The following is a 16,134-nucleotide window of genomic DNA, read 5'->3' on the forward strand; positions in this document are numbered from 1 at the left end:
ATTATTAACGAGGTCGAGATAACAGCTTAACGCTGTTGCTCACCAAACCATTAATATTATAATCTTCAAATTATGGGATTAAACAATAGGAAAATAATAATTTATACAGGAACAACAATTTTATTGATTATAATAATTGCCACTCGCTGTCTGGATTTTTTCTTCTTTTTTAATGAGGATAATAGAAGATATACAATAGGCACGTTTTCTGGCATAGGATATTATCGTGGTTCAATCTGTAAATTTAATTACAAAGTGGGTGATTCAATTTATATTGTTGATACAAGGTTTGGACTACATGATAAAGATTTGAAAAATCTAAGATTGGTTGTCAAATATTCAAATAAATGGGTTGAACATTCAGAACTACTTTTAGAGGTTGTTCCTAAATGGGTACTTGCACCACCAAAAGACGGATGGAAACAGTTCCCTCCTGATATAAACTGGAAAGGTGCAGAGCTTGATACTGCCTATATGCAGAAGTTGAATTTGAGAATACCATAATTTGATGAGAATAAAAATAGAATGTTAACAAGGTCGAGATAACAGCTAACGCTGTTCCTCACCAAACCATTAGCGATAATAATTATGAATACAGAAGAACTCTATATTTGGAACTATGGAATTGATAAACTGCCTAAAGGATTATTGGAGTTTGGTAGATCTGATGTCTGTGATACTTACGATGAAAGCAAAAGGCAGAAGTTCCAAAACCACGGGCAATGGATGTGGAAAAACAAGAATGGATGGAGAGAAAATTTACCACCAGTCTTATACCTCGTATGCAACAAAAAACCGGGAATCTTGCAATTTGATTTTCTTGATAAATACAGTATAAAACTCAAAATCGTATCGGAAGAGTTTTTATCTTTACTTCAAGAAAATGGATTCATTGATAAATATGATATTGCAACTATCAAGGTAGTAAACAAGAAAAACGAATCTCTAACGGATAAAAAATACTACGCTTTACGTATAAATCATTATGACAATGATTCTTTTCATTTCGGGAAAGGCATAACATATCAGAGTGACTTTCAGAAAAAACTAGGTACTTGTTTTACAGTATATCCTGATATGAAACTGAAAGACAGTTCAATCAAACAGAATTTCTTCGTTTTAGATAGCATAGAATATGGAGATGGTATAATATTCCGAGAAAGAGTTTTGGATAAGGTGTTGCATTTGTATAGACCTGAAATTTACAAATTGTCAGACTACTCCAAAATATGGAATAAAAGAGGCTGTTATCTGTATGGGAATGAACTAATGATTGTGAAATAAAATCGTTAACAAGGTCGAGATAACAGCATAATGCTGTTCCTCACCAAACCATTATCAGTAAAATGAATATGAAACATTTTAAGAAGTTTTGCAAATATTTTATTGCGATTTTTTCCATTGCTGCGGTATGTGGCTTTACGGGACTTGTAATCAAGGAAGCGGACAATGGCACGTTTTATGATCTGGACACAAAAGAAGCACTTGGCTTTTGTGTACAGTTGGGACTGACTGCATTAACATCTCTGATTCCATACAGTTTGAGTGTTGCAACCTTTCTGGTCTTTTGGGCAATGGATAGAGAAAAGTGGAGCGTTTTTTTCCGTACATTGGCAATCGGGCTGATTCTTGTCCTGCCTTTGTCGGCAATGACCTATTATTATGACTGGTTTGTGCGTCCACAGATGATGGTCATATCCGTCATAAAAAAAGTTGAAATGAAACAGAGCTATCCCCAGTCACTGGCAGACAAGTACGGTGTAAGCATGGAACAGATATTGAACAAAAAGCCTATGTCTATGTCCAAGACAAAGCTGACAGCCCAGATAGATTCTCTTGAAACATCTTTTCAGGCTGATATTGACACATGCGGGCTGCTGCTCTCCATGCTACCGGACACCTTGGCATCGAAAGCCTATGACTGCTATCGGTTGGAAAGAATAGGAGTTGTGTATCAATACGCTGTTCATCCTACTGCCAGCGAAGACAGTCTGATGTACGTAGCACATACAGAATTATACCAGCACGCATTCGGTGCATGGAAAATTTCAAATGAACTGCAACGTCATAAACAAGAATATTTTGGCAGGACTCTCAATACAGGGTGTATATACATCGCTTATATCCTGTTTGCCTTCTTGGGCTATCTGTTCCGCTTCAAACCGATAAAGAAAATATTGGCTGTTTTTGCAGTACTGATTGTAGCCGCCTGGATTTATAATGAAATTAATTCTATTGTTCAGGGATATGCAAAGAAACTCAATACGGAATCCCATCAAATTGTGGACGATACCTATAAAGAGATAGATGAGATAAGGGAAAGCAAACAGAGAGAAATGAAGACAGACACACAATTATAATAATTGTTTTAACTACAATAGACTAAGAACCATTAGATTAAATAATGAAAAAGATACAATACTGATAACGAAGCAGGATAACGGACAAGCCGTTCCCTGCTAACCATTATAAACAATAAAACAATTTTTTATGGAAGATTCTGATATTCTAAAGAGATTTGACAATGATAAGCTAATAGATGTTGTAAAAAATTATAAGCGTTATGGCTATGATGATGAAATTCGTGATTATGCTATTAATTTATTGAAAGAAAGAGGCTGGAGCGTTGAGGATTTGAAAACATTCGGTTATTGGGAAAATTCCGATTACGAAGAAGCATTGATACAATACAAAGCTTATTGTAGAAATTCACTGATAGCTGTCTGTGTCTTGGTGTTAAGTCTTTGTATGCTGGCGCCTATCTATCTTGTATTTGTTTTTATGGCATATCGGAATGTATGTAAGTTCTATCAGGCATTAGGGAGAAAGGAAGAAGCCGTATTCTCCTTTGACTTGTGTTGGCATGTTTTGTTGTTCTTTTACCTAAAAGAGAAAATGAAAGAGGAGTTGAAAGGAATAAGATAAGTTTATAACAAGGTCGAGAAAACAACTTAACGTTGTCTCTCACCAACCCATTAACATCAAAAACAGTGTACCATAATGGAAACAAGAGATAAACTTTTTACAGAAAAGCAATATTTAGATCAACTGACTAAATATTCACGGAGAAGTAAACAACTGGAAAATAGTATTGATGAACTTCTTAAAGCGGAAAAAGAACATGTTCAGTTATATTCGATACCGAACAGAGAAGTTCTTAATAATAAATACAATACACTTTTTGGATGTAAACTAAATTCTTTTGTGACAAAATATTCAATGGGAGAAGATGTGGTAAAACTAAGAAGTGATTATGATGATTTAGTAAAAATATTAAAAGATAATTGGACTATTACAGGTGGATATGTACAGATGTTATGGATGTTATCTATAGGGATAATGTTAGATACAGATGAACGTAATATGAGGATATTGTCAAACATGATTGATAATGAAAATGTGAGTGATGCCTTGTATGACTTTTTAATAAAATACAGATTAACCGATTGGAAAAGATGTTCCGACACAGTATTGTTTCCAGTTCCTTATCAAAGTACATTGTCTATAATTTCCAACAACAATCAAAGTAAAGAATTGTCCCTCCAGAAATTAGAGAAGTATCTTAAAAAGGAATGGTATCGAGGTCATTCTGATTGCTCTTGGCATAACGATCATAAATATGGTATCATACATGACGGTTATTGGAGCTTTGAAAGCGGTGCATTGGTCAAGGTCTTGGGGCTGGATGACAGCAGCCTGAAAGGGTTACCCTATTATCCATACGATATGGTACATTGGAACGACAACATTAAATAGCGATAAGTATGAGTTACTCTGTTTGTGCATATTTGACAGAAGCCGATAAGGTAAAGTCTGTTTATGGAGCTCGTGATAATCTGCTGCTTAACCAATTAAAGGCAGCACTGAAGCCGGGACTTGACAGTTTGAACGATTATTTCAGCGATAGTCTGAACGCAGATATGGATGCTTATGCTGTATTGGCTGATATTGTGAACGGAGAAATCCGTTATCCCGAAATCGCTTTCATGTACGGGTATGTGTATGAAAAGATTTGCAACCATTATGGAACGCAAATCTATTGTGCGGAAAACCTTTGGCAACTGGATAGCCAAAGTATATTCATCCCTATTCCATTAAGTGATGATTTTCCTTATATCATTAGCATACCTGTATCTGAATTGGAGAGCAAGAGGACGGAATACAATTCGCTGGAAGAGGGTAATGGTATCGGCGATTACGACTACGAGGAGGAAATGGACGACTTGAATTTCATTTTCGATGAAGCTATTGAAGCACAAAAGGACCTTGTGATTATGGTGTATTGATATGGTACACTGGAATGAGAATAAAATATGATGTTAACGAAGCAGGATAACGGACAAGCCGTTCCCTGCTTAACCATTATCGATAATAATAAAACAAATAAAATATGAACGAACGATATGCCAAATGTATTTCATTTGATAAGAATGTAAAAGGTAGAATTGGTGGTAATCCCCCAAAATGTATAGAAGATCAAATCCCCAGCGATTATAAATTCTATGCAACATTAGTTCATCCTGAAAAGGAGAATACTATGCTATCTATCTTGATTCATCAAGATTATGATACTCTTATTGATAACAATAAATATCCCTCAATAGCAGTAAAAATAGTTGAGCATGAATTTTCTGAAATTGGTAATTGTGTAGAAAAACGAAATGCTAATTTAAGAATGTGTTCTATTAGCGAATATTCAGAAGATAAGGATAGCGAAAATGTATTTATAAAAATAGGAGGAACTCCTTTTCTTATTCAAGATGAAGAAACGTATTACAAAGAATTAGAGGAACATGGTTTTTTCTTCTTTTTGTCAATAGACGAAGATGGATATAGTGAGGATGTTATCATTGGAAGTTATCCATTTGGATATGGAGCATTGTACTTATATAAGCATCATATGACCAATGAAATAATCGCTGGATTTTGGCAATATTCGTAAAAATATATCGATAACAAGCACCTGTGCCACCTAACAGTGGCAAGCTGCATCCCATTATGAACAGTAGCAATATATGATACATAGAATATTAGGATATTTATGGTATAAGACAGAATACTTAATCCGACATTCAGATTCTTGGCATGTCCCAGATGTGTTAAGTATTGTAATTATGTTTTACGGAGTAGATATAGCTTTGATATATTGGGCAGCTACAAGTGTTAATCCGGGACCACTTTTTCTGCTTGCCTTTCCTCTTGTATGGATTATTCTGTATATTTATTATCATTATAAACGACGGTATTTGAAAATTCGAGAGGACGAATCGTATAAGAAATATTCCAATATATGGGCTATTCTATTTTTAATATTACCATTTATTATTCTAATTGTATTGCTGTTTATGGCAGATAAATTTTATATGCCATATTAATCTTTTATAATAAAATAAGTTCATAACAAGGTTGAGATAACAGCTAACGCTGTTTCTCACCAAACCATTAGCGAAAACAGAAACCAGTATGATACAGCAAATAGAAAAACTGAAAGAAATAATCAATCAAAACAGCATGGGGCACTTGCCTTTACCTCACCGTGTTGATTTGATGAAACAAATAGGCGACATACGGACAGTACAGAAAGTGCTGTGTGAGTGCTGCAAAAAAGCTTGTTCCTGCTTTCCAGAAGAATTTGGAGCAGAAAGCCTGTTATACGATGTCTTGTCGGAAATGGACAGTTATCTGTACAAGAATAAAGGAACTGCCGAAAGCATATTGGTCTCAATAGAACGGCTGCACAATTATGTGGAACAATCCGCAGACAGTCCCGAAGGCATGGCAGGTTGGGCTATCATAGCTTTGGGATATGCAATCCATTACGATGCAGCTTCCATATTGTCAATAGAGGATTATGATGGTGAAGATGATGATGCTTTCGACTTTGAAAGTTGGAATGCGGATTTTATAGGCTCGATAGCTTGCTCTGGCAGCAATCCTTTCGTGGAAACAGGAGACGTAGAGAAACGTAAGGAGTACTGGCTGTGGTATGTAAAAATGGTATTGGAAGTTTCTCAAAATCCAAATGCCAAATACCAGTCATTGCCAGTATGCAAAAGTGCAACTCCTTTAATTGATATACCTGTTCGTCATCAATTAGATTTAGTAAAAACAAATAAAAGAATATCTTTTGATGATATTAGAGATGCTATTTTACTTCAAATACCTTCTGGGATAAAATGGGATTTTATAGATGTTTTATTTGTATCATGCACCAGCAGTATGTTAAATATACATTCTTCTACTGGAGATAAGATAAAAATAGGGACAATGGCGACCATCAATATATGCAAGGAATTTAGATTAAAACGAAAAGAAATGTATATGTATTATCCAAAGGAAGGAGCTTGGTTCTCTCTAAAAATGGTCATTAACTCAAATAGTTCTTACAATTTGGATTTTAATTATGATAATTGGGATGAAATTCCAAGTTATTTCCAGGAATTAGATTGGATTTTGAGCTTTTACACCAAATTTCCACGAAGTATAGAATATACCCCTAAGTGGTTAAGGAAAATAGTTGGAAGTAGAAAGCTGTACTTGACTTAGTTTCTGTGAGTATATAAAATAATTTCGCTAACAACGCAGGATAACGGCAAGCCGTTCCCTGCTGAACCATTAGTAACAATAATATTGAAAATGAAAAAAAGAAAAGAGACGATAAGTCGTTTTGAGTTAAATAACTTGATACGAGAGGGTAAGAAATACAGGTATTATTTTTTTGATTATCTGTATTATCGGTTGTATGTTGGTTATCGGAGACATAATGAACCTGCACGTATCAGTTCCTGTCTCTTTTTAGGGATGATTTGTATAATACTGTTTGGCTTTTTAGGTCTTTTCTTTAACATAGTACTGACTTATGATTGGTTATTAGACAACTTTACCCCCATTCAGGTGAAAAGAATATTTGTGGGGTTAGGAATTTTTTTCCCTATTGCATTTTTTATTCGATACAATCGTAAAAGGACTACCGCTATACTTTTGAAATACAAAGGCAATATATGGAATAAGATAATTCCTGCATGGATAATATATTTGTCTCCTATATTAATATTCTTTATATGCATATTGATGTGTAAAATATTATTTCATCTAAAAATGATTTGATGTTTAAGAGATTAAATATAAAAATCCGCTAACATGGTAAAACCAACAGCAGAACACCGTTGCTCACCAACTTATTACTGACAAAAATAAATCAAGATTTTAGAACAACAGCTTATGAAAAAGATTATTGACTACTTGTTTTACAGGTATTATCTGATTTCCATCAAGAATGAGGAATTTCCTCGTTTTGGGGCAACATGTGTATTGGCTGAAGTTGTTACAATGGTTTATTTGTTTGTTGCGCTGATATTGTCGTTTCTCTTAACTGGAGATTTCTTTTTACCCAGTACATCCGGGAGAACAAGAATAATAATAGGGATAATCGGCTGTTTTCTGCCCTGGCCTATCATTTATCTACATTACAACAAAAAAAGAATAAACGTTTTATTGGAAAAATATCAAAACAACAGATACAATACCAAATATACAGACAAGGCAGTATTAAGCCTCCGCTATATAGTACCAACAGTAGGGCTTATTCTGATGCTGTTACTTTATCAGTTCAGATAACTGCGGATTACTGGGCAAATTAAATATCCGATATTCAGTTTTGCCCATAAGACAATATGATATATGAGTTCCGAATAGAAACCGTGCATTGATTTTTGTCAGGATTTGGAACAATAGTCCAGCGACTCCACGCTACTTTTGCCGGAAAACCATTATAAACCATTAAAACAGAGAAAGATGAAGCTGAGAATTACAGAAGCGGTGCTTGCGGAGGCATACAGGGCAAAAGTGTGCAGGGAACGGATGGAAGAACTGGCGGAGAGCATACGGAAGTCGGTGAAGGAACGGCACTCGCTGCCGAAGATGAGAATACGGCTGGCGGAGTACGGCAATGACACGGAACTGATGCTGACGGCAGTGAGCGCACTGCGGAAGGATAAGGAAGCACCGTCGGCAAGGGACAGGGATTTCAGGGCATGGATGCTCATGCTGTGCCGCTCACGCGAGCATGAAGTGATCTGCTACATGTGCAATGAACTGACGGATGCATGGGAACGGAAATACCGGACACGGGAAATGCTGGTGCTATGCGACGTGCTGCATACACTGAAAGGCCATGCACGTACGAACGAGATGACAAACAGGGTATGCGACTATTTCTTCAGGGAAAGACGCAACAAGCTGTATGGCAAGACTTTCCGCATAGAGGAAAAGGATATGGCATACGCCGAGAGCAGGCTGCCGGAACTGGACAAGGCGGTATTCCGCATGACAGTGAACCACTACAGCCACCGCACATTCGTGGCGGAAGAACTTGCCGGACTGTGCGGCATGGGCTATTCGCTGATGCGGCGCAAGTTCAAAACATACTACGGTATGGGGCCATCGGAGTGGCTGCGCCGGGAGCGGATAAGGCGCATAGAGGAGGATATGGAATACCGGGTGGAACTGCCGCTGAAGGAAGTGGCTGAGCGCAACGCCTTCGGCTCGGCAAGCAATTTTGCGGACTTCTGCCAGAAGCAGACCGGAATGAGTCCGTGCGAACTGAAAGCCATAGGATATGAGAAATGGGAGAAGCGCAGGATGGATTTCTGGAACCAATAAAAACGTGCACTGATTTTTGTCAGGATCTGGAACATCCCTTCGGGAAGGTTCCACTAACTTACCGCCTAAAAAACAATCCGAGAATACATGAACAACAATACATTTTCAAGATGGAAGGAATCCCTCCACCTGAAAATCCTGTCGGGCTATCTCATACTGGGACTGCTCGTACTGGGCATCATCACGGCCGTATGGTACGAAAAGCAGGTATTTGAGCAGGCGGAGGCAGAGGAACGCAGCCTGCTCATGCAGCGTGCTGCCGCCAGCGAAGCATACCGGGGACTGATCACACTGTTTCTGGACAATGACCGCGCAATGCTGTGGGACGACTCGGACATGGATACATACGACCGGCGGGAATCGCACACGATGGAGGTAATAGACCGGCTGAAAGGTTACTACGGAGAACCGGCGCAGACGGCAAGGATAGACACGGTAGTAAGGCTGCTGCACGAGAAACGCAGGCTGATCGAGCGGATGGTGGATATGCCGACCACGGCGTACCGCATGGACAGCCTGCTGGAACGCCACCTGCCCGGACTGGAGCAGACGGCATCGGTACGGACAACGACAGTGACGGAACGCACCGAACCGGAAGAGGAAAAGAAACGGGGCGGGCTGTTCGGCCTGTTCCGCAAGAAAAAGAAAGAAGAACCGGCACGCACGACCACACGGGTGAGCACGACACCCAACACCCGGCACATTGCGGAGATGCGGCGGTTTGAGGAAGAGATGCGTACGGCACTGGCAGAGCAGGAACAGGCATTCTCCCATCTGTCGGACTCACTGAAAATACGCAACAGCATACTGAACCGGAACCTTTCGCGGCTGATACGGGAAATCGGACAGGACGAGACGGAACGCATGGAAGAAAGGCACATGCGGGTGGCGGAACTGAGAGAAACGGCATTCGTACTGATATGCGGCATATCGGCGGCAGGTGTCCTGTGTGCGGTGCTGCTGTATGCAGTAGTCCGGAGGGACATCCGCCGCCGCACCAGAGACAGGAAACTGCGGGAGGAACTGATAGAAACCCTGCGCCAGTCGGTCCGGGAGAATGAAGAGCTGATAAAAAGCAGACAGAACATCATGCAGACGGTGACGCACGATCTGCGCTCACCGCTGACCGCCATCCGCGGCAATGCGGAACTGATACTAAAGGACGGGAACCGGGAGGCAACGGCGCTACACGCGGAGCATATACGGCAGTCGGCAGAGCGTATGGGGGCACTGATGGAGAACCTGCTGGACTACTACCGCATAGACAACGGAAAGGAGACCGTCAGGGTGAAGCCGTTCAGACTGGCGGGAGTGGCGGAAACACTGGAAACGGAGTTTGCCGCACGGATGGAAGAGAAACGGCTGGAGTTCAGAGTGAACAACGCCGCTGACGAGGTGGTCATGGGCGACAGGAACCTGATACTGCGTATCGGCAGCAACCTGCTGTCGAACGCACTGAAGTTTACGGAACGCGGGGGCGTGACACTGACCGCCCTGTATGCCGGAGGGAAATTCACGCTTGCGGTGGAAGATACCGGAGGAGGAATAGACAAGGACAAACGAGAACAGATATTCAAGCCGTTCGAGCGGCTGAGCAATGCCGCCACGCAGGACGGATTCGGGCTGGGACTGTCGATAGTGAAAAGCCTTGCGGAACTGATGGAGGGCAGCATATCGGTGGAGAACATACGGAACACGGGCAGCCGCTTCAGCGTGGTGCTGCCGCTGCCCCAGGCGGAGAAAGTCGGAGAAACAGGCCGCAAGGCAGCAGCGAGGCGGACAAGACTGGGCGGATGTTCGGTGTTGTCGCTGGACAACGACAGCATCATACTGGGGATGATACACGACATATTCGTGCAGAACGGTGTGCACTGCGACACCTGCACGAGCACGGGGGAAATGGCGGAGAAGCTGCGCGAGGGACACTATGACCTGCTGACCACGGACCTGAAGATGCAGGACGCAAGCGGCTACGAGGTGCTGGAACTGCTCCGCACGTCGGACATAGGCAACTCACGCACCATCCCCGTGATGGTGGTGACCGGCTCGAAAAGCATCACGAAAGAGGAGCTGGCAGGTGCGGGCTTCGGCTCGGTGCTGTACAAGCCGTTCTCCATCGACGAACTGCTGGCAGCCGCGGAAGAATGCATCGGTGAGGACAGCACCCCACGCATAGACCTCGGTCCGCTGTTCGCATACGGCGACAAGAGGCAGAGGCTGGAATGTCTGGTCAGGGAAACGGAGAAGGAAATGGCCGCCATACGGGAGGAAGCGGAAAGGTGTGACAGGGACAGACTGGACTACTGGATACACCATATCCGCAGCTCGTGGATGCTGATACATGCCGAAGGACCGCTGCAGGAGCTGTATGACGTGCTCCACGGAAACGGGACGGCAGAAGAAATCAGGGAGTATGCCGGAAAAGTAACCGGTCAGGGCGAAACGATTATCCGGCTCGCCCGAAAGGAAATGGAGAGAACGGTATGGGAAGAATAATAGTGATAGAAGACAACCCGGTATTCCGCGACCATGTCTGCGGAATGCTGGAGAAGGCAGGCTACAAGACCCGCACGGCATACGACTGTGCCGGGGCACGGAGGCTGCTGGAGGAACTGGACGATGGGGACATCATCGTGTCGGACCTGCGTCTGCCCGACGGGGAATGTACGGAAGTGCTGGAGCGGATGCGGGAAACGGGTATCAGAAACCCGTTTGTCATCATGACCGACTATGCGCAGGTCGCATCGGCGGTCAGCTCCATGAGGCTGGGAGCCGAGGACTATATCCCCAAGAACCTGCTGCAGGAAAAGCTGCTTCCGAGGATAAGTGAGCTGGTACGCAAATCGGAAAGAAGGCATACCATGCCCATACTGGAACGCAGAAGTGCTGCATTCCGGACCATCGACCGGCGTATCTCACTGGTAGCCCCGACGGACATAGGTGTGCTGATACTTGGAGAGAACGGCACGGGCAAGGAACACGTAGCAGAAAAGATACATGCGCAGAGTACCCGGCAGAAAGGTCCGTTTGTCGCGATAGACTGCGGTATGCTGACACGGGAGCTGGCTGCATCCGAGCTGTTCGGATACGAGAAAGGCGCATTTACAGGAGCCATAACCGGAAAGAAGGGCTGCATGGCGGAGGCTGACGGCGGCACGCTGTTTCTGGACGAGGTGGGCAACCTGCCCGCTGAGGTACAGCAGAAACTGCTGCGTGCGCTGCAGACCAAATGCTACCGTCCGACGGGCTGCACCCGCGAACGGAAAGCGGACGTGCGCATCGTGGCGGCGACAAACGAGAATCTGGAGAAGGCAGTGGAGGAAGGACGTTTCCGGCGGGACCTGTATCACCGCCTGAAGGAGTTTGTCATCAAGATACCGCCGCTGCGGGAGTGCCGGGAGGACATACTGCCCCTTGCGGAGTTTTTCCGGGAGCTTGCCAACGAGGAACTGGGACGGCATACGGAAGGATTCGACAAGGAGGCGGAAAAGGAACTCATGAGGCGGATGTGGGCAGGAAATGTGAGGGAACTGAAACAGACGGTGCGTTCCGCCGTCCTGCTGACGGAAGGAAGGCTGATAGGAGCCGACAGACTGGAAGCGGAAAGTACGGCACAGGCAGGCAGCTCCCTGCTGCTGAAAGACGGGAATGAGGAAAGGGAACGCATCGTGCGGGCACTGGCACAGGCGGACGGGAACCGCGAAGTGACTGCCGGACTGCTGGGTATCAGCCGCACGACCCTGTACAACAAGATGAAAGAATACGGTATCATGCAGAAAAAGAGCGAAAAATGAGAAAATTTCGACTGAAAATCCTATCTTTGCATGAACATAGGAGAAAAACGGTACGGAGAAACACGGTTTCCCGTACCGACTAAGATATAGTATAGAATAAGACCGCAAGGCGTTTCTGGTGAAAATCTGGAAAATTTGAAGACAGGATACGATTGCGTGATGCTTATGCTATGCCTGGGCATAGCGTGCATTTACGTAATTCCTGTCAGGCTTTCCAGAGCCATCACCAGAAGTAGCGTAATTTGCACGCTATTTTTTTATTATATACGGCTTCCGGTCGCAACAGAATGACCGCTATGGCAAAAGTCCGATTACTCGTCGTCCTGACAATGGACGGCTGTCCGGCAGAAACAACCTGTCTGTCCGGGCGATGGCTTGGTTCCGACCAGTACGGGATAGGTGCGCTGAAAGAGGCTGCCACCTGCGTCCTGACAGAAGACACGTCGCTTACACTCCTCTCCAACCGGATGGAAAACACCGGCGATTCCCTGAACTATCTGATAGAAGCAACCGAAAAGACGGCAGGTATCATCAACGGCATGATACGGATGCGGCTTGTGGATGAAATCATCCTCTACATGGTTCCCGTCATTGCGGGAAACGGCAGCAGGTTGTTCCAGTCGTCGCTGCCCGAAAGCGAATGGACATGCACGGAAAGCAGGCAATGGAAGGACGGAATGGTACGGATAGCCTACGGACGGAAAACACCCCGCCAACGGGTGGTGACGTTCGGAAAATGAACGCCCGGTACGTTCAAAAAGTGAACGTACGTTCAGATTCTGAACAAAAAATGAGGCGTCGGGAAAAGCTCCAAAAAATATTTTCAGCAAATATTCCACTGAATATCAGTGAGATATATTCATGCGAAAAGAAAAGCACTCCCGCAGGACCGCAATTTGTCCCATAGTTTTATGTGCGCACACTTCAAACCAAGTGTAATAACATAAAACTGAAAGAAAATGGAACACCTCATATTGACAGAAACAGACTTCTTCCGTCTGATAGACAACCCCGGCTCTACCGGACTGGGAACCGCATACAACGAGTTCACGACTACAGTCGTATCCCTGTGCAAGGAAAGGGAAAGTATCTGCCGGACTGTTTTCGCACTGAGCTATGCGGAAACGGAACTGCAATATCACGATGCCATGCAGGAGACGGACTCCAGCCGCAGCATGTATGTGAGAAAGGCGCTGTCGTTCGTGCGCAAGATACTGAAATATTATCAGGTAGGGCTGCATCGAGGCGGAGCCTTTGACGGAGGCGAAAAGACAAACCAAAGGCAGGACGAAGCCGCAGCGATGCAGTGGACGGGAAGCACGGCCGAGCTGGTGGAACTGATTTACGGTCTGGACGAGATGAAGCTCATCAACGGAGGGGAAACGGGCATCAAGGAGCTGCTGGCGAGATTCTGCCGCATGTTCGGTGTGGAGATAAAGGAGAACCAGTGCTACAACACCTATGCGGACATCAAGCGGCGGAAGAACGAGAGCCGGACGTATTTCTTTGACAGGGCGGCGGAACGGCTGAACCGCAGGATGATGCGGGACGAGGAGGCGGAACGGAAGAGGCGGTGAAGCCGTTCGTCAGAAAAACAGGCATCCGGAAAAGGGATTTGCCGAAAAATTCTTATCTTTGCAGCAGAGAACCAAATCATTAACAAGTCATGGCATTAGAAATCAAAGCAATTCCTACGCTGAAAGGGAAAGAAGCCGAACGTTTCGTGAAGGAAGCGGACAAGGCTTACCAAAAGAAGGAGAAAACAGATTTCAGCAAGCAGGTGAAAATAGCCCGTGCCATATTGAAAAAAGCCAATATGTTGTAAGTATGGGATTCCTGTTAGATAAATGCAGTTTCTCTCCATTGGACGAAAAAGTCATTGCAGATTGCAGTCCTTTTTCATGCGGAAATGCAGACCTGGACGAGTTCTTTCAGCATGATGCCCCGCTTTACAGCAGGCAGATGCTGGGAAAGAGTTACTGCTTCAGGCTGGACGAGAACCCATCCGTGATAGTGTGTGCCTTTACGTTATCGAATGACAGCATCCGTGTAGATATGCTGCCCAACAGCCGGGAGAAAAAAGTGCAGAAAAGCATTCCTTATTCCAAACAGATGCGCCGTTATCCCGGTGTCCTGATTGGACGGTTGGGCATCAATGTGGAATTTGCCCACCGTGGGATAGGAAGCGAACTGATGGAGTTTATCAAATCGTGGTTTATCGACACAGGTAACAAGACCGGATGCCGTTTCCTTATCGTGGATGCCTATAATGAAGAAATCCCATTGGGGTATTATCTAAAGAACGGCTTCACATTTCTGTTTTCAACGGAAAGTCAGGAAGCGGAGAATACGGGATTTGACAAAGACACGAAACTGAGGACCCGACTGATGTATTTTGACCTTATCGGACTGGTCGGTGAAGTGGAAGAATAAGAAAAGGCAATCACCAGATTAAAAAGACAATAAGCCTCCCAGGCGAGCTGAAAGGCAGCATACTTGGGGGGCGTTCTTTATTTATAACGGGAACAGACAAAAAAAGAAAATCCGTAACACGACAGGGAAAGGCTGTACGTGCTACGGATTTTCTCTTTTCATCTGACCGTATATCCGGTTATCTGCCGCTGAGGAGGTATTGCAGTTCGGGGTCGGACTGTATGCGCTGCAACTCGTCGGCTACAATCTGCCGGACCTCGGCACGGATACGGTTGTAGTTATCCTGGATCATCTCCTTCATGCGGTCGTTGCCGCCGGCATCGGTAAAGTCGGTGATGACGGGTATAGGCCGGTAAGCCTGTTCCTCACGTTTCACTTTCTCGGCATCGACAACAATTTCGCAATGGAAAATCTTCTGTTCGATGCGCTCGTCATAGTTGTCGGCGACGGCTCCCACGAACATGCCCTGCGTGAGCGTGGAAATCTTGCTCGCCGGAATCAGGCTCTCCATCTGCGTATTGATGGAAGTGGACTTGTCCTCGCGGTTGATGGTGATACTCTGCCGCCTCTGGAGAATCTTGCCGAAACGCTCGGAAAGGGTTTTGGCAGTCTCGCCCACGACCTGACCGGAAAAGATGTTGCCGACGGTGTTCATGACCACGGCGGCCTCCTTGTCGCCGTAGTCACGCTTGAGCTGGGAAAAGTCCTGAAAACCCAGCAGGGTGGAAACCTTGTTGCTTCGGGCGGTGGCAATCAGGTTGTCCAGCCCCTTGAAATAAATCGTGGGCAGCTCGTCGATGATGATGGAGGACTTGAGCCTGCCCTTCCTGTTGACGAGCTTGACGATGCGCGAGTTGTACAGCCCCAACGCCGCCCCGTAGATATTCTGGCGGTCGGGATTGTTGCCGACACAGAGAATCTTCGGCTCGTCGGGGTTGTTGATGTCGAGTGTGAACTCACTGTCGGACATGACCCAGTAGAGCTGCGGGGAAATCATGCGCGAGAGCGGAATCTTTGCCGAGGCTATCTGACCGGCGAGCTGTTCCATCGCCCCGCCCTGCCAGGCGTCCATGAACGGGGAAAGGTAGTTCTCCAGTTCGGGATAGCTGGTGAGAATCGGGAACAGGTCCTCGTAACGGCGGTTGAGCAGCTCGATGGCATGGGGAAAGGTGCAGTATTTCCCGTCCTGATAGATAGTAGGCTCGGCACTCGGCGCCTTGCCGCATTTCTGCGGTAGGTTTCCGAG

Annotated in this window: 17 protein-coding genes; 16 read left to right on the top strand and 1 reads right to left on the bottom strand. The window is 44.8% G+C overall.

Translation table 11 applies throughout. The features are described 5' to 3' along the window. The first annotated feature begins 72 nt into the window (after positions 1-72). From DXD04_RS16015 to DXD04_RS16095, 16 genes are all read left to right on the top strand, one after another. Positions 73-504, top strand: a complete 432-nt coding sequence (locus DXD04_RS16015; RefSeq protein WP_117674136.1) for a hypothetical protein — start codon at positions 73-75, stop codon at positions 502-504. A gap of 84 nt (positions 505-588) precedes the next feature. Further along, positions 589-1,284, top strand: coding sequence for an Imm43 family immunity protein (locus DXD04_RS16020; protein WP_117674137.1), 696 nt, complete (start codon positions 589-591; stop codon positions 1,282-1,284). A gap of 68 nt (positions 1,285-1,352) precedes the next feature. Then, complete coding sequence (locus tag DXD04_RS16025; protein ID WP_117674149.1) at positions 1,353-2,360, top strand: hypothetical protein; 1,008 nt, start codon at positions 1,353-1,355, stop codon at positions 2,358-2,360. Positions 2,361-2,490: 130 nt separating this feature from the next. Continuing rightward, positions 2,491-2,925 carry a hypothetical protein gene (locus DXD04_RS16030; protein WP_007754593.1) on the top strand — a complete coding sequence of 145 codons (435 nt, stop codon included), beginning with the start codon at positions 2,491-2,493 and terminating at the stop codon, positions 2,923-2,925. Between the two features lie 75 nt (positions 2,926-3,000). Then, entirely contained in the window at positions 3,001-3,756 is a 756-nt protein-coding gene (locus DXD04_RS16035) for a PoNi-like cognate immunity protein (RefSeq protein WP_117674138.1), read from the top strand. Between the two features lie 8 nt (positions 3,757-3,764). Then, entirely contained in the window at positions 3,765-4,286 is a 522-nt protein-coding gene (locus tag DXD04_RS16040; protein WP_117674139.1) for a DUF7691 family protein, read from the top strand. A 104-nt stretch (positions 4,287-4,390) separates the two neighbouring features. Next, positions 4,391-4,942 (top strand): hypothetical protein, encoded by a 552-nt coding sequence (locus DXD04_RS16045; protein ID WP_117674140.1) that lies wholly within the window; start codon positions 4,391-4,393, stop codon positions 4,940-4,942. Positions 4,943-5,463: 521 nt separating this feature from the next. Beyond that, positions 5,464-6,546, top strand: coding sequence for an Imm5 family immunity protein (locus DXD04_RS16055; protein ID WP_117674141.1), 1,083 nt, complete (start codon positions 5,464-5,466; stop codon positions 6,544-6,546). A gap of 675 nt (positions 6,547-7,221) precedes the next feature. Further along, positions 7,222-7,617, top strand: a complete 396-nt coding sequence (locus DXD04_RS16065) for a sodium transporter (RefSeq protein WP_117674143.1) — start codon at positions 7,222-7,224, stop codon at positions 7,615-7,617. A 177-nt stretch (positions 7,618-7,794) separates the two neighbouring features. Beyond that, on the top strand, positions 7,795-8,661 hold the full coding sequence (locus tag DXD04_RS16070) for a helix-turn-helix domain-containing protein (protein ID WP_117674144.1): 867 nt from the start codon (positions 7,795-7,797) through the stop codon (positions 8,659-8,661). Between the two features lie 87 nt (positions 8,662-8,748). Next, the gene (locus tag DXD04_RS16075; RefSeq protein ID WP_117674145.1) at positions 8,749-11,157 is read left to right on the top strand and encodes a hybrid sensor histidine kinase/response regulator; all 2,409 of its coding nucleotides are present in this window, start codon (positions 8,749-8,751) and stop codon (positions 11,155-11,157) included. Further along, positions 11,145-12,455 (top strand): sigma-54-dependent transcriptional regulator, encoded by a 1,311-nt coding sequence (locus DXD04_RS16080; RefSeq protein ID WP_117674146.1) that lies wholly within the window; start codon positions 11,145-11,147, stop codon positions 12,453-12,455. Before DXD04_RS16075 ends, DXD04_RS16080 begins: the two co-directional genes overlap by 13 nt. Before the next feature lie 296 nt (positions 12,456-12,751). Further along, positions 12,752-13,195, top strand: a complete 444-nt coding sequence (locus DXD04_RS16085) for a dihydrofolate reductase family protein (protein WP_259299580.1) — start codon at positions 12,752-12,754, stop codon at positions 13,193-13,195. 219 nt (positions 13,196-13,414) lie between these two features. Then, complete coding sequence (locus DXD04_RS16090) at positions 13,415-14,032, top strand: RteC domain-containing protein (protein ID WP_022021325.1); 618 nt, start codon at positions 13,415-13,417, stop codon at positions 14,030-14,032. A gap of 89 nt (positions 14,033-14,121) precedes the next feature. Further along, entirely contained in the window at positions 14,122-14,280 is a 159-nt protein-coding gene (locus tag DXD04_RS16735; RefSeq protein ID WP_164470529.1) for a hypothetical protein, read from the top strand. A 2-nt stretch (positions 14,281-14,282) separates the two neighbouring features. Continuing rightward, positions 14,283-14,888 carry a GNAT family N-acetyltransferase gene (locus tag DXD04_RS16095; RefSeq protein WP_117674148.1) on the top strand — a complete coding sequence of 202 codons (606 nt, stop codon included), beginning with the start codon at positions 14,283-14,285 and terminating at the stop codon, positions 14,886-14,888. Between the two features lie 178 nt (positions 14,889-15,066). Here DXD04_RS16095 and DXD04_RS16100 read toward each other — a convergent pair. Beyond that, on the bottom strand, positions 15,067-16,134 hold a 1,068-nt coding region (locus DXD04_RS16100; RefSeq protein WP_148390179.1), incomplete at its 5' end, for a TraM recognition domain-containing protein.

The sequence above is a fragment of the Phocaeicola plebeius genome (assembly GCF_003437535.1).
Lineage (GTDB): Bacteria > Bacteroidota > Bacteroidia > Bacteroidales > Bacteroidaceae > Phocaeicola > Phocaeicola plebeius_A.